This window comes from Bacillota bacterium (assembly GCA_040757205.1).
Classification (GTDB): domain Bacteria; phylum Bacillota; class Desulfotomaculia; order Desulfotomaculales; family Desulforudaceae; genus Desulforudis.
Window position 1 is genome coordinate 1 of the sequence record JBFLXL010000014.1, and the last position, 19,265, is coordinate 19,265.

17 protein-coding genes are annotated in these 19,265 nt (G+C 63.3%); 9 read left to right on the forward strand and 8 right to left on the reverse strand.

Annotated features, from left to right (window positions below; genetic code table 11):
• Window positions 1–207 precede the first annotated feature (207 nt).
• The gene (locus AB1402_09210) at window positions 208–792 is read left to right on the forward strand and encodes a hypothetical protein (protein ID MEW6541772.1); all 585 of its coding nucleotides are present in this window, start codon (window positions 208–210) and stop codon (window positions 790–792) included.
• A 40-nt stretch (window positions 793–832) separates the two neighbouring features.
• Complete coding sequence (locus tag AB1402_09215) at window positions 833–1,462, forward strand: DUF502 domain-containing protein (GenBank protein ID MEW6541773.1); 630 nt, start codon at window positions 833–835, stop codon at window positions 1,460–1,462.
• An 87-nt stretch (window positions 1,463–1,549) separates the two neighbouring features.
• Here AB1402_09215 and AB1402_09220 read toward each other — a convergent pair whose 3' ends face one another.
• From AB1402_09220 to AB1402_09235, 4 genes are all read right to left on the reverse strand, one after another.
• Window positions 1,550–2,692: a class I SAM-dependent RNA methyltransferase gene (locus AB1402_09220; GenBank protein MEW6541774.1), complete on the reverse strand. Its 1,143-nt coding sequence runs from the start codon at window positions 2,690–2,692 to the stop codon at window positions 1,550–1,552.
• Window positions 2,693–2,979: 287 nt separating this feature from the next.
• Entirely contained in the window at window positions 2,980–4,170 is a 1,191-nt protein-coding gene (locus AB1402_09225) for an efflux RND transporter periplasmic adaptor subunit (GenBank protein MEW6541775.1), read from the reverse strand.
• 15 nt (window positions 4,171–4,185) lie between these two features.
• Window positions 4,186–6,546 carry an FtsX-like permease family protein gene (locus AB1402_09230; protein ID MEW6541776.1) on the reverse strand — a complete coding sequence of 787 codons (2,361 nt, stop codon included), beginning with the start codon at window positions 6,544–6,546 and terminating at the stop codon, window positions 4,186–4,188.
• A gap of 6 nt (window positions 6,547–6,552) precedes the next feature.
• A complete protein-coding gene (locus AB1402_09235; protein ID MEW6541777.1) occupies window positions 6,553–7,263 on the reverse strand; it encodes an ABC transporter ATP-binding protein in 711 nt (236 codons plus the stop codon).
• Window positions 7,264–7,415: 152 nt separating this feature from the next.
• Here AB1402_09235 and AB1402_09240 point away from each other — a divergent pair, with 152 nt between their 5' ends.
• Window positions 7,416–9,431 (forward strand): beta-propeller domain-containing protein, encoded by a 2,016-nt coding sequence (locus tag AB1402_09240; GenBank protein ID MEW6541778.1) that lies wholly within the window; start codon window positions 7,416–7,418, stop codon window positions 9,429–9,431.
• A 42-nt stretch (window positions 9,432–9,473) separates the two neighbouring features.
• Here the strand turns inward: AB1402_09240 and rtcA are convergent, their stop codons facing one another.
• The gene (gene rtcA, locus AB1402_09245; protein MEW6541779.1) at window positions 9,474–10,535 is read right to left on the reverse strand and encodes an RNA 3'-terminal phosphate cyclase; all 1,062 of its coding nucleotides are present in this window, start codon (window positions 10,533–10,535) and stop codon (window positions 9,474–9,476) included.
• 287 nt (window positions 10,536–10,822) lie between these two features.
• Here rtcA and AB1402_09250 point away from each other — a divergent pair, with 287 nt between their 5' ends.
• Window positions 10,823–11,278, forward strand: a complete 456-nt coding sequence (locus AB1402_09250) for an N-acetyltransferase (protein ID MEW6541780.1) — start codon at window positions 10,823–10,825, stop codon at window positions 11,276–11,278.
• Between the two features lie 112 nt (window positions 11,279–11,390).
• Window positions 11,391–12,272 (forward strand): NAD(P)/FAD-dependent oxidoreductase, encoded by an 882-nt coding sequence (locus tag AB1402_09255; GenBank protein ID MEW6541781.1) that lies wholly within the window; start codon window positions 11,391–11,393, stop codon window positions 12,270–12,272.
• 42 nt (window positions 12,273–12,314) lie between these two features.
• Here the strand turns inward: AB1402_09255 and AB1402_09260 are convergent, their stop codons facing one another.
• From AB1402_09260 to AB1402_09270, 3 genes are all read right to left on the reverse strand, one after another.
• Entirely contained in the window at window positions 12,315–13,037 is a 723-nt protein-coding gene (locus tag AB1402_09260) for an amino acid ABC transporter ATP-binding protein (protein ID MEW6541782.1), read from the reverse strand.
• Window positions 13,024–13,731 carry an amino acid ABC transporter permease gene (locus AB1402_09265; protein ID MEW6541783.1) on the reverse strand — a complete coding sequence of 236 codons (708 nt, stop codon included), beginning with the start codon at window positions 13,729–13,731 and terminating at the stop codon, window positions 13,024–13,026. The genes AB1402_09260 and AB1402_09265 overlap by 14 nt, the downstream gene beginning before the upstream one ends.
• 78 nt (window positions 13,732–13,809) lie before the next feature.
• Entirely contained in the window at window positions 13,810–14,622 is an 813-nt protein-coding gene (locus AB1402_09270) for a basic amino acid ABC transporter substrate-binding protein (protein MEW6541784.1), read from the reverse strand.
• Between the two features lie 471 nt (window positions 14,623–15,093).
• Between AB1402_09270 and AB1402_09275 the strand changes: the two genes are divergently transcribed.
• The 4 genes from AB1402_09275 to AB1402_09290 all read left to right on the forward strand — a co-directional run bounded on the left by AB1402_09275 (window position 15,094) and on the right by AB1402_09290 (window position 19,255).
• Window positions 15,094–16,038: a DMT family transporter gene (locus AB1402_09275; protein ID MEW6541785.1), complete on the forward strand. Its 945-nt coding sequence runs from the start codon at window positions 15,094–15,096 to the stop codon at window positions 16,036–16,038.
• A 186-nt stretch (window positions 16,039–16,224) separates the two neighbouring features.
• Entirely contained in the window at window positions 16,225–17,397 is a 1,173-nt protein-coding gene (locus AB1402_09280) for an ABC transporter substrate-binding protein (protein MEW6541786.1), read from the forward strand.
• Window positions 17,398–17,469: 72 nt separating this feature from the next.
• On the forward strand, window positions 17,470–18,351 hold the full coding sequence (locus tag AB1402_09285) for a branched-chain amino acid ABC transporter permease (GenBank protein ID MEW6541787.1): 882 nt from the start codon (window positions 17,470–17,472) through the stop codon (window positions 18,349–18,351).
• A gap of 4 nt (window positions 18,352–18,355) precedes the next feature.
• Window positions 18,356–19,255, forward strand: a complete 900-nt coding sequence (locus AB1402_09290) for a branched-chain amino acid ABC transporter permease (protein MEW6541788.1) — start codon at window positions 18,356–18,358, stop codon at window positions 19,253–19,255.
• Window positions 19,256–19,265 lie beyond the last annotated feature (10 nt).

Sequence of the window (19,265 nt, forward strand, 5' to 3'; positions counted from 1 at the left end):
GGCAAGGACCCGCTCCATGATGTCCAGTCTCCTGGCTTCCTTGGGTTTCAAGAAAACGTCTCCCTTCTTCATGAGTGACATTTTCTCAGACCGCTTACGGGGTGACAATATCACAGGCCAACAACACCGAAGGAAAATTTAACTTGTTAAATGGTTAGACTTTAGATAAGATAAGGTCTTGATGAATGTAAAGAGGGAGTGACGGGCTTGGCCGAAAGGATCAAAACCGCTCTGGAGAAGGCGATGGAACGGATCGCCGATATCCGGGTCTCCAATGAAGAACTCGAACAGGAGGAACACCGGGACGCCGGCAAATCGGCGGCGGCCCGGTTTCTCGTGGAGCGCAATTTCGACCTGGCGGCGGCACTGGCGGAGTACCCGGAGAACGGCGGCCCTTATTTCCGGGGCGGTGCCGCCGAGATCCTGATTGAGAGCCTGCACCTGCCGGCCAACGAGGCCACGGCCGAGGCCAACCGGCGGGCGATGGAAGGGATTGGGCTCCTAAAACGCGACCGGGAGACCATAATGCAGATCTTCAGCGAGTTGGAGTACCTCTTTGACTATTATCAGCAGGCGCTCCGCCAGGCGCAGCTGCATCTCCGGGAGGCCTTTGAGCGCCGGGCGGGGGAGACGCAGCGACTGATCGAGGAGCAGACGGGGGTCAAAATGCGCGTGAACCCCGAGAACTCCCCTCAATTCCGCGAGGAGTGGCTGCGGACCGCAAACCGGATCGACACGCAGTACGAGGAGTTCCTGAGGGAACACAAGGCCCGGCTGGCGGCCTGCCAATGACGGCAGGAACGCCGAACCGCCGACAGGGGGTCGTCGACCAATGCTGAAAAGCATCCGCCGTTACCTGCTGACCGGGATCTTCGTCCTGCTGCCGGTCACCGTCACCGTTTGGCTCTTGTGGAGCATCTTTGTCTTCATCGACGGGATAGTGGGCCGCATCATCATGTTTATGATCGGACGGCACCTCCCGGGGCTCGGTTTCCTGATCACGGTGGTGGTGGTACTGCTGGCCGGCTTGTTGGCCACCAACCTGGTGGGCCGGAAGCTGTTCGAACTCTGGGAAGTGATCCTGCTCCGCATTCCGCTGGCCAACTCGATCTACAAAGTGACCAAGCAGATTGTCGACTCGATCAGCCGCCACGACAAGCAAGCGTTCCGGGAGGTGGTCCTGGTGGAGTTTCCGCGCCGGGGCTGCTGGGCTGTCGGGTTTCTGGTCGGCGAGGCCGAACCGGAGCTTTTCGGCCAGGCCGGTGAGGACATGGTCAAACTGTTCGCGCCGTCGGCCCTCAACCCTACCCAGGGCTATCTGCTCATCGTGCCGCGCAAAGACACCGTCCCTGTGCCCATTTCGGTGGAAGACGGCTTCAAGCTGGTGGTGTCCGCCGGACTTGTGGCACCCAACCAGGCCGACCACAACCGCGCTGCGCAAATTGCCGCGACAGGCCGGTAAAACCACGCCGTGAAGCGGCCTCACAGCCCGTCGGCGGGTGGATGAAGGTCATCGGCCGTTGGGACAGACCGGGGCGCGCCACCGGGGCTAAGCGCTGCTCCGGGGCGGCCGGGGGCCGAGAAACCAGTGGTAATGGCACTCGAGGCGCCCGTTGTAAAGCTTGCGTTTTCGGTCCGCCCGCCGCCCGTACAGGCGCTCGAAGCCCCGGTGCGCGGTCAGGACGTAAACGGACCAGGTATCGAGCCGGCTGAAGACCCGGCCCATTTCGGCATAAAGCCTCTCCACGGCCGCTTCTTCGCCCAGCCGTTCCCCGTAGGGCGGGTTGCAGACGACGCAACCGTACTTGAGCCAGGAGCGGAAGTCTGCAAGGGGACGCCGGTGGAAGCGCACTTGTTCCTCCACTCCGGCTTCCCGGGCGTGGTAGCGGGCCAGGCTGAGCACCTCGCCGTCAGTATCCGCGCCCTCGATCTGCAACTCGCGGTCGTGAGCGATGGCGTGACGGGCGGCCGCCCGCGCCTCTTTCCAGAGCGCCGCCGGAATCACCGGCCAGTGTTCGGCGGCGAACTCCCGCCCCAAACCCGGGGCGATGTTCAGCCCGATCAGGGCCGCTTCGATGGGGATGGTGCCCGACCCGCACAGGGGATCGACGAGCGGCCGGTCGGGCCGCCAGTAGCTGAGCTGCACCAGGGCGGCTGCGAGCGTTTCCTTCAGCGGGGCGAGGGCGGCCAGTTTGCGGTAGCCGCGCTTGTGCAGGCCGGCGCCGCTGGTGTCGATGGTCAGGGTGGCCTCGTCCTTCAAAAGCGCCACCTCGATGGTGTAGCGCGGCCCGTTCTCCTCGAACCACTCGCGGCGGTAGCGCCGTTTCAGCTTCTCCACCACGGCTTTCTTCACGATCGCCTGGCAGTCCGGCACGCTGAACAACTTCGACTTGACGGACTTGCCCTGCACCGGGAACGCGGCGTCGGCCGGAAGCCATTCCTCCCACGGCAGGGCCTTGGTCCGTTCAAAAAGCTCGTCGAAAGTAAGCGCCTGAAAACCGCCCATTTTCAACAGCACCCGGTCGGCGCTGCGCAGCCAGAGGTTGGCGCGGCAGATGGCCGCCGGAGCGGCTTTGAAAATGACCCGGCCGTTTTCGACGGTTACGTCTTGGTAACCGAGGTTTTGCACCTCACGGGCGACCACGGCCTCCAGGCCGAAGCCGGCCGTGGCGATCAGCTCAACGTTATCCATAAACTGACTCCGAACCAAACTTGATCGTCCGAATTTGTCGGCGCTCTTCGGGTTCAACGTTATTCATAGTTGACTCCAAACGTAACTTACACTATCAGTTTTGTATTTTTTACAACGTTATTCATGGTTGACTCCGGACTCCCCGTCAATACCACCTTGCCAAAGTGCCGAAGCCGTTTGCTTGGGGCCCCGGACATCGCCATTGGCGCCGCCGCGTGTTGGGCAACGCCCGGCGCGCGGAGGTGACCGGCGTGGAGGCGGTATGCGCAATGGGCTCGGCTCACGAGCTAGCGGGCCTGCACGCGCGCCCCGTCTTGCACTTCGGACCCCGGGTGGACAATGACTTCTTCCCCCGTTTTCAGGCCGCCCGTTACTTCCGCCAAACCGGCCGCCTTGCGTCCCGGGACCACCTCAACCTTCAGGGCCCGTCCGTCCCGGACGACGAACAGAAAGGTCCGGCCGTCCTGCCGGAAGAAGGCGGTCTCGGGCACCACCGTTTCACCCGGGGCCTCCTCGATAACGACCTCGACGTTTACCTGGAAGCCGGGCTTCAATTCGCGGGCGACCTCGGCGGCGACCTCGATCTCCACCCGGGCCTTGGATTCCCTTACTCCGAGTGCCGATACTGTCACGGTGCCCGAAGGGAACACCCGGGCCACCTTGCCGGCGGCGACGGTCGGCCCGCCGGCCAGGTGCCTGATGCGTACCGTTTGGCCCGCCGCTACCAGCGCCGCGTCCCGCGGTTCAATCTCGGCGTGGACTTCCAGGACCTCGGGATCGCCGAGTACGAAGAGCGGTGTTCCGGGAACGACCGTGACCCCGGCCTCGACCATGCGCTCCAGGACCACGCCCGCCGCGGGGGCGGTCACCCGGGCCTGCCGCAGCTGGCGCCCGGCCTGCCGCTCCAGCGTGCGGGCGGCGTCCAGGCGGGCGGTAACGGTGTCCAGGGCCAGTTTTCCGGCTTCGGCCCGGGCCAAGTTCAGCGCCCCCACCTCCCTTGCCCGGCGCGCGTCTTCCAGGTCGGCGTCGGGGATCGCCTGGTGGGCGTGCAAGAACCCGGCGCGCTCAAGATTCGCCTCGGCGCGTTCCAGTTCCAGGGCGGCAAGCTCCAGCGCCACCCGGTTCTGCTCCGCGAGTTCGGCCTGCTGCGCTTCCAGGGTCCGTCTTTCGGCGGCGGCCAGCGCCAACCGGTCTTGGAGGACGGCGGTGTCGAAGGTGGCCAGCAGGTCGCCCGGCGCCACCCGGTCGCCCGCCGATACGGCAACCGAGACGACCTTGCCGCCGGCCTCCGCGTACACGTGTTCGGGCGCGGCGGCCTTCACGTCCCCGGTGCCCCGGACCGTGACCGTGAGGTCGGCCGCAACCACCGCGGCCGTCTGGACCGCCGCCGGCTGGAGCGCGGACGCCAAATAAGCGCCGCCCGCCAACAGCCCGGCAATGACGATCCCCAGTCCGACTTTCATTCTCCTGGACAGCATCTCAAAGAAAACCCCCTATTCACGGTGTTTCGAGGCCTCCGCCAGGTTTAAGCGGTTCACATTGCGGATGGGCGGCCACTGGGCCATGGCCACCGCAATGATTATGCCCGTCACACTGAACAGGACCGTGGCCGGGTAAATGACCAGGCGGATGGTCATCAGGTCGCTGGAAAAGGCGGCGGCGAACCAGGCGGCCCAGGCGTAGCCGATGACGGTCCCCAGCACGAGGCCGGGAGCGGCGGGCAGCAGCCCCTCCGCGGCGACCAGCAGGCCAGTTCCTTTCCGGCTCATGCCCTGCAGGCGGAAACTCACCAGTTCGCGCGTCCGCTCGAGGGCGGTGATGGACGACATGCTGTACACGATGGCGCCCGCCAAAAACATACTGAATAAAAGCGCCACGCCCATGAAGCCGTACATCAGGTCCAACTGGCTCAGGATCTCCGCGCGCGCCTCGGCGATGCTTTGCACCCCGCCGACGAACGGGCGGTCCCGGGCGCGCTCCCGGAGCGCCTCCACGCCGCTCCCGGGAGCGGTGGTCACCAGGACTGCGGAGATGGGCGTGCCCGGTCCCAATACGGAGCGCGCTTCCTCGATCGGCAGGAAGCCGCCGATGCCGAACATTGTCTCGACCGTGCCGGCCACCGTAACGTCACGGCTGGGCAGCCCGGCGACCATCGGTTCCAGGGTGACGGTGTCCCCTTCCTTCAGGTCCAGTTCCTTCAAAAGGTTCGAAGACAAGAGTATCCCGCCGCGTGACGGGGAGACCAGGTTTCCTTGCTCATGGCGCAACTCCAGGAGGCGGCCGTCCTCCGGCAGGCCGGTCAGTGGCCCTTCGTACTGCCGGTGCCCGTTGCGGTAGCGCACCGCTCCCTCGACCAGGGCTTCGGCTTTGTCGACCTCGGGCCAGAGGGCCACCTCGTTCACGGCGTCCCAGCCGGTGGGGCCGGTGAAATTGACGCGGGCTTCATAGCCGACCATGTCCCCGAAGTAGCGGTTCATCATGTCGTCGAACAAATCGTAGAAGGACCCGGAAAGCACCAGCAAGCCCAAAGCTACGCCCACGCCCGCGGCCGAAAAGTTGAACCGCCACGGGTTGCGGGTGATGTTCCGGACCGGAAACTTCCACAGCACCGGCAGCCGGTCCATGAAGCCGAACCAGCGTTCCCCCCAGAAGCGACGGCCCAGCGGCGGGGCTGGGGCGCGCATGGCTTCCACCGGGTGGATGGAGGCGGCCGCCCGGGCCGAAAAGAACGAGGCGGCGAGACAGGTGCCCACTCCCAAGGCGACGGCGAAAAGCTGCACGTCCCAGTGGAACCCGCTGACCAGGTAGGGGATGTTGAAGTAGTCGGCGTACATGTTGGTCATGCTCACCGACAGCCAGTAGCCGAGGAGTGTCCCGGCCACGGAGCCCGTGCCTCCCACGGCCAGGGCGAAACCGAGGTAGTAGCCCATGATGTGCGTCCGGCTGTAGCCCAGCGCCCGCAAGAGTCCGATGTGGGAGCGCTGCTGCCGGACGATCCGCGCCAGGAGCACCAGGATGACCATCACGGCCGCGCCGAGGAAAATCACCGGCATCATGACCGACCAAGCCGAAAGCTGTTCCATCTCGCTCTCCAACATGCGGTAGCTGAACTGGTCCTCCCGCGCGACCAGGGTCCGGTACCCATAACCGGAAGCCAGTTCGCGCAACGCCTGCTCGACCGCGGCCGGGTCCGCTTCCGGACCGGTGATCACGGCCAGTTCGTTGATCTGCCCGCCGCTGCCCAGGATCTCAGCCACGGTGTCGCGGGTCGCGAACATAACCGCGAACGAGTGACCGGAAAAGAACTGGTCGAGGCTGGGGGCCGCGAAAAGGTATTCGGGGCTCAAAACCAGGCCCCGGATCACCAGCTCCCGGCGCAGCCCCCCGGCGATCACATGGACCGGGTCGCCCGGTTCCAGCCCGTGGTGGGTGGCGAAATCACTGGTAATCAGGACGCCGCGCCGGTCCTCGGCGTCCAGGAAGCGGCCGCGGACCAGGTGCAGGTCGTTCACCGGGTCATCGCCGGGTCCGGGCCGGGAGATGATTCGGGCGTGCATCTTGTCGGGAGTGCCCGGGAGGTCCAGAGAGACGTCGTCCACGTACCGCCCGCTGACCAGGCGGACACCCTCGATGGCGCGGGCCGCCTCGGACAGGCCGGCGGGGGCGGCGGCGAAGTGCACGGTGCAGTCGGCCAGGAGCAGCCGGTCAAAGCTTGATTCCGCGGAGTCCCGCAGGTTGACCAGCGCCAGGTACATGGAGGAGAACATGGAGACACCCAGCGCCACCAAGAGGGCGACAGCGAGGAATTGTCCCTTGAAACTCCTGATGTCACGGAACAGTTTGCGCCCGAGCATGTCCGATCACCAACTGATGAGTGTAGGGTCCAACGGTGACTCGTTGGCCTCGATACGATCGATCACCCCGTCGCGCATGTAAAGCACCCGGTCGCCCATCTTGCCGATGGGGGTGTTGTGGGTGATGATCACCACCGTCTTGCCCATCTCGCGGCTCGCGCGGTGGAGGAGCTGCAAAACCAGCAGGCCCGTACGGAAGTCGAGCGACCCGGTGGGTTCGTCGCAGAGCATCAGGTCCGGCTCCTTGGCGAGGGCGCGGGCGATGGCCACCCGCTGCTGTTCGCCGCCGCTCAGCTGGGAAGGGAAATTGCCTTCCTTTCCGGCCAAGCCGAGGCTCTCGAGGACGGGCGCGAAGGTGCCGCGCCGCCCAGCGATCTCCGCGCCCAGCGCAACGTTCTCGGTCACGGTGAGGTTGGAGATCAGGTCGAAGAACTGAAAGATGAAGCCGACGTGGTGGCGCCGGTAGGCGGTAAGCCGGTTGTCGCCGGCGACCGACAGATCCTGGCCTTCATACAGCAGCCGCCCGCCGCTGGGCTGATCGATGCCGCCCATGAGGTTTAACAACGTGCTCTTGCCCGAACCGCTGGGACCGAGGATGACCAGAATCTCACCCCGGTATACTGTCAAGTCGGTCGGTTTCAAGGCCGGGACCTCCACTTCGCCCATCCGGTAGGTTTTCCAAACCCCGGCCAGTTCCATGAGCACTTCCGGAGCCATCCAAATCACCCGCAATCCCGTCCGTAGCCGGTCCGAACACCTTGTTCAATTTAATAACTTTCGGCAACGCTCGTCAAATCCATTCCGCATGGGAAAACGTCAAGCATTCAAAGATTGATTCCCGGGCCCCCGAGCGGGACCGGGCGGGAGGAGTGGATTTGGGGATGTACCGGATGATGGGCGCGATAGTGGTGTTCGTATTGGCCCTGACGCTTGCGGTGGGCAAGCTGCCGGGGACGGCGCAAGTACAGCCGGAGACGCCGAAGCTGCCAGCGGTGGCCTCCTGTACCGAACTGGCGGCGTTGCTGGACGAGAAAAGGGATGTCAATTATGGTTTCCCCTTGCGCATGGACGCCAAGGTGATGATGGAGGACCAGGCGGCAATGGAGTCCGCGGCCCCCGGGGCGCCGCCGGTCGCGAGAGACCGCGGCGCCGGGAGCGACTACTCCACGACCAACATTCAGGTTGAAGGGGTGGACGAGGCCGACATTGTGAAGACCGATGGCCGGTACATCTTCCAGGTCAATAACAAGCGGGTCATGGTCATCCGGGCCTACCCGCACGGCGAGTTGGCGGTGAAGAAGGTAATTCAGTTCAGTGATCAGTGGTTCCATCCGCGGGAGATCTACCTGGACGCCGAACACCTGGTCGTGGTGGGGACGTCGGCGCGGCCCGGGCGGGCGGTATACCCGCATCACCCGTACCCGATCTACGGTACCGTGAAGACGATGGTGTTTGACGTGCGGGACAAGGACGACATCACCCGGGTGCGGGAGGTGGAATTGGACGGCAACTACGTATCCTCGCGAAAAATCGGTAAAAACGTGTACCTGGTGGCGAACAAGTACCCGGACTACTACATGTTCCGGGAAGCGGGGCTTCCGGTCAAGGAGGGGCTGACGCCGGCCTACCGGGACAGCCTGGCGGGGGACGGGTTCGTGAATGTTGACTGCACCGACGTGTGTTACTTCCCGGGCTTTTGGCAGCCGAACTACCTCTTGATGGCCGGGTTCAGCCTGAACGAGGAGAAGGAAGTGGAAATCGGCACCTATCTCGGCGCCGGCGAGAATATCTACGCCTCCCGGGAGAACCTCTACGTCGCGGCCACCGAGCGCCACTACGGTCCGGTTGTGCCGATGCCGATGCCGGGTGGGCGCGAGCCGGCCCCGGCCGTGGAGCCGGACAGGGCCCCGCTGGTCATGCCCCCGTTCGAGCCGCGGGAGCCGCGGGAGCAGACCACGGTGTACCGGTTTGCCCTGAAGGACGGGGACGTCACTTACACCGGCAAGGGGGAGGTGCCCGGCACCATACTCAACCAGTTCTCGATGGACGAATACGACGGCCACTTCCGGGTGGCCACGACCCTGAACACCTGGGGCCGCGACTCCCGGAACGCCCTGTACGTGCTGGACCGTGACCTCGGCATTTGCGGCCGGGTCGAGGACATCGCCCCTGGCGAGCGGATCTATTCGGCGCGTTTTATGGGGAAGCGGGTCTACATGGTGACCTTCAAGACCACCGACCCGCTGTTCGTGCTGGACCTGGCTGACCCCAAGAACCCGGCCATCCTCGGGGCGTTGAAGATCCCCGGGTTCTCGAATTACCTGCACCCTTACGATGAGCACCACCTGATCGGTTTCGGCAAGGACGCCGTCGAGGCGGTCGGCAAAGAGGGCGGGAGGGAAGTGCCGCTGGACTTTGCCTACGAGCAGGGAATGAAGTTATCCCTGTTCGACGTCACGGACGTCAAGAACCCGGTGGAGAAGTTCTCGGTCGGCATCGGCGACCGGGGCACCAACTCCGAAATTCTGAACAACCACAAGGCGTTGTGGTACCACCGGGAGAAGAACCTGTTCGCTTTCCCGGTCACGGTGGCCGAGATCAAGCAGCGCACCAGCGCGACACCGCAGTGGGAATTCGGCACGTTCGTGTTCCAGGGGGCCTACGTGTACGAACTGACCCTGGAGCGCGGGTTTATGCTGAAGGGCCGGATCACGCACCTGACGGACGCCGACTACGTCAAGTCCGGCAACTGGTGGCCCGGGAACGACCGGGACGTCAACCGGATCCTGCACATCAACGACAATCTCTACACGCTCTCGAACGGGTTGGTGAAGGTAAACGACCTGAACACGCTGGCGGAAAAAAGGAACCTGGTTTTGCCATAGATTGGGTGAAAAGGAGAGTAGGGGAATATGATTGACCGGGTTTCACGGAGGCCCGGCCGAAAACCCCACGCCGTGAATCCGAACCACGTTGTTTTCTACGCCTGCCTTGGCGCCGAGAATCTTCTCCACCAGCCACAGGTTGGTTTCCAAATGTTCGGTGACCACTGGCACCCGGTAGACGGATTCCCCCCGGGCCAGGGCGGCGAAGATCACCAACTGGTCGGCCGCGAAGCGGTCCACCGTGGCTCCGGCGGCCAGGTCCGCCAGCAGGGTCCGGGCCACGTGGCGTCCGATGTGTTCCGCGGGGCGGCGCGGCTGTCCCGCCTGGTCCGACCCGATGATGCACCCGGCGGCGGTGACCGCCCAGGCCGCCAGGGCGGCGCCGGGCTGCACGGATTGGGTGTCCTCGGTCACCTCGATGCGCGTCTCGTGACCTGCCGTCCGGAACACCTTGGCCGCGGCGGCGGCCATGCGCTCACCCACCTGGCGGTCCGACAGGTGGGAACTCAAGGCGATTCCGGACACGGACTCGATACGCCCTTGCTCGGTCAGCACCAGCGGTTTCAAGCCCCCGACGGCCGGTCTTACCTCCAGGTACAATTCGCCGCCCCCCTTCGGCACGTAGCCGGGGCGAACAATCTCCAGGCGGGTGTCCGCCCCCATCCGGCGCAGGAGCGGAAGCAACACCTGCCGGAGGTGGAAGGCGGTGGGCGCGAAATCCTGAAAGAGTCCCCCGGTGATGTGGAACGAGGCCGGGGCGGCGGCAAGGACGGACGGGGGCAAAATGGTGAGGGCCAGCATTACGGCCGAGCCGCCGGTCCCGATGTCCCAGCGGTGATTTCCTCCACGGAACGCTGTGCCCGGTCGGAACAGGATTTCCGAGGCGCCCACCGCTGCCCCTTCCAGCCGGCCGCCGTACAGGTCACGGACCGCTTCGACCGCCCGCAGGTGCTGGGGGCGCAGCCCCGGTTTGTCACGCCGGGCCCGGATATTGGTCAGGTGCAGCTCCCGTCCGGCAAGAGCGCAAAGGGCGACCGCGTACCTGACGATGGTGCCGCTGCCGGACATCTGGGCGCCGTCAATGTGCAACCTTTTAATAGCCATCCCTCCCCGGGCGCTTGACCCGGAATGTGAATCGGCTCTCAAGCCGGATGTTTGTCCCATCATACCACAACCGGGGTCAAACCTTTGTTTTCTTAAGGGCGGACTACCGGGCCACCTAAGCCTTGTGCCGGATCACAAGCAGTGTTATTCTGTCCTTGTGGTTCGAATCGCACGGCGGTTTTGGTGGTTGTTAATCGTCACTGTCGTGATTCAATAATGACGAACGTAGACTGTGCAGATATTCAGCAACTAAAAAACCAGAGGTTTGACCCCGGAGGAGGGGGAGGGTGCAGTACCGCAAAGCCAGGATCACCGATGTGGAGGCTATCCATGGTTTGATCAGTCATTACGCCGCCAAGGGACTTATGCTGGCCCGGTCACGGGCGCTGTTGTACGAGAGCATCCGGGAGTTCGCCGTCGCGGAGGAGAATGGGCAGGTGATCGGCGCGGGGGGCCTGCACATCATCTGGGAGGACTTGGCCGAAATCCGTGCTCTGGCGGTGGTGGAGACAATGACCGGCCGCGGGATCGGCCGCGGGTTGGTGGGAATGCTGCTTGCGGACGCCTGGGAGCTGCACATCCCCAGGGTCTTCACGCTGACTTATCAGCCGGCCTTTTTCGAGAAGTGCGGTTTCCGCCGGGTGCCCAAGGAGCAGATGCCCCAGAAGGTCTGGAAGGAATGCATAAACTGCCCTCATTTCCCAAACTGCAAGGAGGAGTCCCTGATCATCGACCTGAAGTAAAAACACTCCTGCTAAACCGGAGATTTGCGGCGGTACCGGATTAAAACTTGGGCATAACCGGCAGAATGAGGGCGAAGGCATAAAACTTTGAGCCGGAAAGCTGGCGGAAAAGATGGCGGAGCCGGAAGTGTATGATGTGGCGGTAATCGGCTGCGGGCCGGCCGGTCTGTCGGCGGCCCTGAACGCGGCGGTGCGGCGCAAAAAGGTGATTCTCTTCGGGGGGGAGTTCTGTGTATCGAAAGTGAACCGGTCCCCGCGGGTGGACAATTTCCTGGGCCGGCCCGGGGTCACCGGCGAGGCGCTGCACCGGGAGTTTGTCGCGCACGTCCGGGAATTTAACATTCCGATGGTCAACAAGCGAGTGATCAACGTTTTTCCGGACGAGGACGGATTGTTCGGCCTGGCGATCAAAGACCGCATCCACCGGGCGCGCACGGTGATCCTGGCGGTGGGGATGGCCGTGGCCCGGACGCTGGAGGGGGAGGAGGTCCTGATCGGGCGCGGCGTCAGCTACTGCGCGACCTGCGACGGCCCCTTATTTCAAGGGAAAACGGTGGCGATCATCGACTACACCAGGGAAGGCATCGAAGAGGCCGTATATATGGCCGGCTTTTGTACCCGGGTTTACTACGTGTGCATGCATACCGAGCCCCCGCGCTTTGAACAGGAAAACATCGAGCTGCTCAAGGGGATGAAGCCGGTCCGAATCCTGGGCGCGGACGGTACGGTGAGCGCGCTGGAACTGGATAAGCGGACCGTCGAAGTCGAGGGCGTGTTCGTTTTCCGGGAAGCCTTTCCGCCGCAGGACCTGGTGCCCGGCCTGGAGTTGGAAGGCAACCACATCAAGGTCGGCCGGGGTATGGAGACCAGCATCCCCGGGATCTTCGCTGCCGGGGACTGCACCGGCAAACCTTACCAATTGGGCAAGTCGGTGGGGGAGGGGCAGGTGGCCGCGCTGCACGCGGTCGCTTATCTGGATGCCGCGGGCAAATGAGTCATGCTAACCAAAACAACTCGCTATGGCGTTAGGATGGGTTTAGAGGATTTTGCTCAGGAACGACTTGGTGCGCTCTTCCCGGGGGGAGGTGAAGATCTCGGAGGGCAGGCCTTCTTCCACAATTTTGCCGTCGTCCATGAAGAGCACGCGGTCGCCGACTTCGCGCGCGAAACCCATCTCGTGCGTGACCACCACCATGGTCATTCCGTCACGCGCCAGGTCCTTCATCACCGCCAGGACCTCCTTGACCATCTCCGGGTCCAGGGCGGACGTGCACTCGTCAAACAGCATTACCTTCGGCTGCATCGCCAGGGCGCGGGCGATGGCCACCCGCTGCTGCTGACCGCCGGAAAGCTGCCCGGGGTAGTTGTCGGCCTTCTCCTGCAAGCCCACCTTCTCCAGCAGCGACCGGGCCCGTTCTTCGGCCTCGGCCCGGGAAAGCCGGGCCACCTTGAGGGGTGCCAGCATGATGTTCTGAATGGCTGTCTTGTGCGGAAAGAGGTTGAACAACTGGAACACCATGCCGACTTTCTGCCGCATCTTGTTGATGTTCGTACGCTTGTCGGTGAGCGACACGCCGTCGATGATGATCTCGCCCCTGGTCGGCTCTTCCAGGAGGTTCAAACAGCGCAAAAAAGTGCTCTTGCCCGAACCGCTGGGACCGATGACGCAGACCACCTCGCCCTCCTTCACCCGGCAATTGATGCCCTGGAGCACTTTCAGGGACTTGAAGTCCTTGTAAAGGTCCCTAACTTCGATCATCGGTCTTGAGCCTCCTTTCCAGCCAGTCCACGATGCGCGAAAAGGCGAGGGTCATGATCAGGTAGATCATGGCCACCGCGAACCAGACGGCCGCGGACTGGTAGTTCACGGCGATGATCAGTTGGCCCTTGCGCGTCAGCTCCTCTACGCCGATCACGGAGAGCAGCGAGGTGTCTTTCAGCATCGCGATGAACTCGTTGCCCAAGGGCGGGATCACCCGCTTGAAGGCCTGAGGCAGAATCACGTAGCCCATGGCCTGGTTCTGGGTCATGCCCAGGGAGCGCGCGGCCTCCATTTGACCCCGCTCGATGGACTGCACCCCGGCCCGGAAGATCTCGGCGATGTACGCGCCGCTGTTCAGGCTGCAGCCGAGGACCGCGATCCAGTACCGCGACAAGTTGCTGACGTCGACCATTTTCGGGATGCCGTATTCATTCAGCAGGTGGACCTGACCCATCTCGATCACCTGCGGCAGCCCGAAATAGAGCATGAAGATCTGCACCAGCAGGGGTGTGCCCCGAAAAAAGTCGACGTAGCCGGTGGCGAGGTAGCGCAGCACTCGGCTCCGCGACAGGCGGCAAAGCCCGGCAAAGAGCCCGATGATACAACCGAAGCCGACCGAAAGGACGGTGATCTGGAGGGTCAGTTTCGCGCCGACCAACAGAAGGGGCAGCGCGTCGAGGATTACCTGCAAAGGATTTCACTCCAGGGCGGTCAAACGCGAATGTGCGCGACACCGGGTGGTGTCACGCACATTCGAGAGACCAGGCTGTTAGAACTGCAGAATCGTGTCCGGCGGCTCCTGACCAAACCAGTCCATGTAGATCCGGTCGAAGGTGCCGTTTTCCTTCAGGGTCTTCAGGGCGCCGTTGATCTCGTCCAGGAGGTCCGGCTTGGCCTTGGGCACGGCGATGCCGTAGAACTCGCCGGTCAGGAGGCCGCCGACCACCTTGACGTCGTCATTGCCCTGCTGGATGAAGTACAGGGTGACCGGGGCATCGTTGATGACGGCGTCGACCGCGCCTTTCTTCAGTTCCAGGAAAGCCAGGTCGATGGTGTTGAAGGTGGTAATCTTGGCGTCCGGCACTTCCTCGGCCTTCAGCGCGCCGGTGGTGCCGATCTGGACGGCGATCTTCTTGCCGGCCAGGTCCTCAAAACCATTGATGTCGTTGTTGTCGGCCCGCACCGCGGTGATGAGGCCCGACTCGTAGTACGCCTCGGAGAAGTTGACCACTTTGGCCCGCTCTTCGGTGATGGTCATGGCGGAGATGGCACAGTCCACACTGCCGCTCTGCAGCGCCGGGATGATGCCGTCAAAGCCCATGCTGATGATCTCGACTTCTTTTCCTAACACCTCACCGATCGCGCGGATCAAATCCATGTCAAAGCCGACGTAGGTGGGCTCTCCCGGCCCGCCCTGCATTTCAAAGGGGGCGTACGCCGTGTCGGACGCAACCGTCAGTTTGGTTGTTTCCGGGGCCGGAGCGGGAGTGGGGGTCTGCTGGCCGCCGCCACAACCGACGACCACGAACAAAAAGGTGACCAGAAAGAACAATGCTAGGACTTTTTTGTTAACCTTGGGCAAGATTTTCCCTCCTCTCGTTTTCCCGAGCTAGTAGAAAGTCAAACTGGGGCGTACCCTTAAACTATTTGCTTCCTCAACCTCCTTTCAAGCCGCTCAAAAATGCCCAACTTTCATAATTCGCTTTTAAGACTGAGATTCCTGCCCAAAATCGAGCCGGTTTTACATCTCTTGACTTTAGCAGGTGTCAATGTCAGAATTTAAGGGTACTTCGAAATTGGGCGAACAAGACGTGGCGCCCACCAGAATGCAAAAAATTACCGCTCCGTTGCCCGCCACCCGGACCCCGCCGGCCTTGGGCCGGAATCAGAGGGTAGAGGTTGAACCGCAAAAAGAATAGATTGATGCCAAAATCAGGGCATGCTACCTTTAAGTACGTATGCTGGAGGATATCAGGATATGGATTTGAGAGAAGCGGTGATCCGTTTTCACTTCGGCGAGATGGTGAGAGAGTGTTTGGTCTGAGGCCGGGCAATGGGTGAGGCGGTAAGCCGGGCTGCCCCGGGCCCCGAAAAGCCTTTCGTCAATCCTTACCTGGCGATCGTCATCGGGGTGGCGGCCGTCTCTTTTTCGGCGATCTTCACCAAACTGGCGGAGGCGCCGCCCCTGGTAATCGCGTTTTACCGCCTCGCCTTTACCGTGTTGCTGATTATGCCTTTTGCGCTCGACCGGGCCGGACACCGGGAACTGAAGCAGATTTCGGGCCGTGACCTGGCTCTGGCCGCCCTGGCCGGCCTGCTTCTGGCGGCGCACTTCGCGGTCTGGATCTCCTCCCTGAACTACACCACCGTGGCTTCCTCAACTATCCTGGTCACTATGCAGCCCCTGTTCGTGGTCACCGGGGCTTACCTGTTCCTGAAGGAGGGGCTGACCGCCCGGGCGTTGGCCGGCGCGGGGCTGGCCCTGACCGGCAGCGTCCTGATCGGCGTCAACGATTTTCAGGTGGGCGGAACGGCGCTGTACGGCGACCTCCTGGCCTTCTCCGGGGCCTTCTTCGTGGCCGGCTACGTGCTGATCGGCCGGAGCCTGCGCGCCCGACTGCCCATCGCGACCTACACCTTCGTGGTTTTCGGCACCGCGGCGGCGGCGCTGCTTTCCGCCAACCTGGCCACGGGCACCCCGCTCTATCCTTACCCCGGGCAAACTTGGGCCTGGTTTTTGGCCTTGGCCTTGATTCCGACCATTCTGGGGCACATGGTTCTCAACTGGTCGTTGCGCTATGTAAAGGCAGCCGTCGTCTCGGTGAGCATCCTGGGCGAACCGGTCGGAGCCACCATCCTGGCCTACTTCATTTTCGCCGAGGTGCCGGGTGCTCTGCAGCTTGCCGGTGGTGCCGTGATTATCACCGGCCTATGCGTCTTCAGCACCTCGGTGGCCGGGCCGGGGAGACATGTGCCGGAAGAAGCGCGCCGGACCTAGGCCCGGAAGATACTCCCTGACCGCTAAAATGGGGAACTCCGGCAGGAAAACCGGAACATGCCGTTGAAAGAACTCACGTTATGGAGTTTTGTCCAGAGCATTGGAACCCGGAACCTGGGGGGTGAGAAGGGGTTCCCGGTCTTTTGCCGGCGTGTTGCTTTTAAACGGAATTAAGGAGGCACACAGGTGTACAGAAGAAGTAGGATTACCGCGCTCATCATCACCCTACTGTTCGTGTTCGGCGTCGTTGCCGGTTGCGGCGGCGGCGGGACCCCCACCCCCCAGGCGGAAGAGACCATCAAGATCGGTTTCCTCGGCGCCAAGACCGGGGGTCACGCGAGCTACGGCATTGAGACCCTCAAGGGAATGCAGATGGCCGTTGATGACCTCAACGCGGCCGGCGGTCTTCTGGGCAAAGAATTGGCAATTGTGGAAGACGACCACCGCAGCACCGGCACCGAAGGCGCAAACGTCACGCAGAAGCTGATCACCGAGGGTGTCGTCGCCATCGTCGGCGACCCGACCACCGGCATCACCAAGATCGCCGCGGAGATCGCCCAGGGAGCGGGCGTGGTCCTGATGTCCGCGGGTGCCGTGGGCGAAGGCGTGGTGGAAATCGGCGATTACATCTACCGCAACACGCTGCTCGACCGGGTGGGCGCGCCGGCGGTGACCAAGTACCTGGCTGAGGAGCTCGGCTGGAGCAAAGTGGCGCTGGTGACCTCCACCAACAACGACTACAGCGTGGGCTTAAGCAAGCTCTTCCGTGACAGCCTGCAAGTGAACAACGTTGAGATCGTCGCCGAGCAGAGCATCCAGGACGGCGACCAGAGCTTCGCCGCCCAGGTTACCGCCCTGAAGCAGAACACGTTCGACGGGATTATCTTCACCGGTTACTACACCGAGGGCGGCCTGTTCATGAAGGAAGTGCGCGCCCAGGGCCTGGACCACGTCATGGCCGGCGGTGACGGCCTGCTTTCGTCGGTCCTCTGGGAACTCGGTGAGGCCGCGGTGGAAGGCAGCATGGTCTACACCGGTTTTGCCGTTGACCTTGGCGGCGCAAGCCCCAAGACGCTGGAATTCATCAACAAGTACCAAGCCGAATACGGCAAGCTGCCCGACATGTTCTCCGCCCAGGGTTACGACGCCGTGATGCTGATCGCGGACGCCATCGTCGCCGCCAACAGCGCGGCGCCGGCCGACTTCAAGGAAACCCTGAAGCTCACGGCCGACTGGGAAGGCGTCTCCGGAACCATCACCTTCGGTCCCGACCGGGAGCCGATCAAGAGCCCGGTCTACCTGCTGGAGGTCAAAGACGGCGACTGGGCCGTCAAAGCCGTTATCCCCGTGGATATGTAACGTCCGGTGACCCGATTTGCGGCGGCCATTGCCTTTGCGCAGTGGCTGCCGCTTTAAGTGTGGAGGCCGCAGATGGATCTGCAGACGTTCTTGCAGCAGCTGTTAAACGGAATCACGCTCGGCTCGGTCTACGCGCTCATCGCCCTGGGTTATACCATGGTGTACGGCATCATCAAGCTCATCAATTTCGCCCACGGTGACGTGTACATGATCGGCGCCTTCGTCGGGCTGACCGCGGTCGTGCTCGGCGCCGACGTCTGGCTCGCCCTTTGCGCGGCGATGCTGGCCTGCCTGATCGTGGCCGTGAGCATCGAACGCGTGGCCTACCGTCCCCTGCGCGGCTCCACCCGCTTGGCCCCGCTGATCTCCTCGATCGGCGTTTCTATTTTTATTCAGACGCTGGTCACCCTGATCAAAGGCCCTCAGCCCGTGGGTTTTCCCCAGGTGGTTAAGAACACCATCTACACCGTCGGGCCGCTGCACATCTCCACCGTCCAGATTGTGATTCTCCTGGTGGCCGCCGGCCTGATGGTCACTCTCCAGTTGGTCATCCGGCGGACTAAAATGGGCAAAGCCATGCGGGCCACCTCCGAAGACCTGCACACCGCCGGCCTCATGGGCATCAACGTGAACGCGGTGATCTCCTTCACCTTCGCCCTGGGTGCGGTGATGGCGGGGGCCGGAGGGGTGCTGGTGGGCATGTATTTCAATTCCGTTTTCCCGCTGATGGGCGTCATGGCCGGACTCAAGGCGTTCTGCGCCGCCGTGGTCGGCGGCATCGGCAGCGTGCCGGGCGCGGTGCTCGGCGGGCTTTTCCTGGGTGTGGCCGAGGTGCTCGGGGTGGCCGCCGGTTTCGGGAGCTACCGGGACGCCATCGCCTTCGGGCTCCTGATCCTGGTCCTGCTGATCCGGCCTGCGGGCCTTTTGGGCCAGCCGCAGCAGAGAAAGGTGTAGCGTGATGGACGACCTGATCCGCGAGTTCATCAACCCGTACCACGTCCAGGTCCTGATCCTGCTCGGGATTTTCCTGATCGCGGCCCTGGGGCTGCACCTCATCACCGGGGTGACCGGGCAGCTCTCGTTCGGCCACGCCGCTTTCCTGAGCATCGGCGCCTACACCGCCGCGCTCATGAACTTGCGGTTGGACCTGCCGTTTCTGGCCTGCCTCTTGGCGGGGGCCGTCGTGGCCGCCCTGGCCGGAGTGCTGGTGGGGTTTCCGAGCATGCGGCTCACCGGCGACTACCTGGGCATCGCCACGCTGGGCTTCGCCGAGATCGTGCGCGTGGTGTTCATGAACCTGGAGATCACGGGCGGGGCCCGCGGCTTGGCCGGGATCCCCCGGGAGACGAACCTGGTCACCGTCTACGTGCTCGTGATCCTGACCGTCTGGGCGATGTACCGCCTGAACCACTCCCGGTTCGGCCGGGCGCTGGTCGCCATCCGGGAGGACGAGATCGCCGCCGAGTGCATGGGTATCAAGAGCCTGTGGTACAAGGTGGGGGCGTTCGCCATCGGCTCGTTTTGCGCCGGCCTGGCCGGCGGGCTCTACGCGCATCTCCTGCAGTACCTGAACCCGGCGGACTTCGGGTTTGCGCGTTCCTTCGAGATCCTGTGCTTCGTGGTTTTGGGCGGCCTGGGCAGCATCGCGGGCGCGGTGCTCGGCACCACGATCCTGACCATCGCGCCGGAAATGCTCCGGTTTTCGGCCGAGTACCGGATGATGATGTACGGGGTCCTGATGGTGCTCATGATGATCTTTCGCCCCGGCGGGCTCCTGGGCGGGGTAGACCTCGTGGCGAGCTTCAGGCTCCTGTGGTCGCGGCTGAGAAACACCGCCACACCGGCCGGTGGGGCGTAGGTTAGGGAGG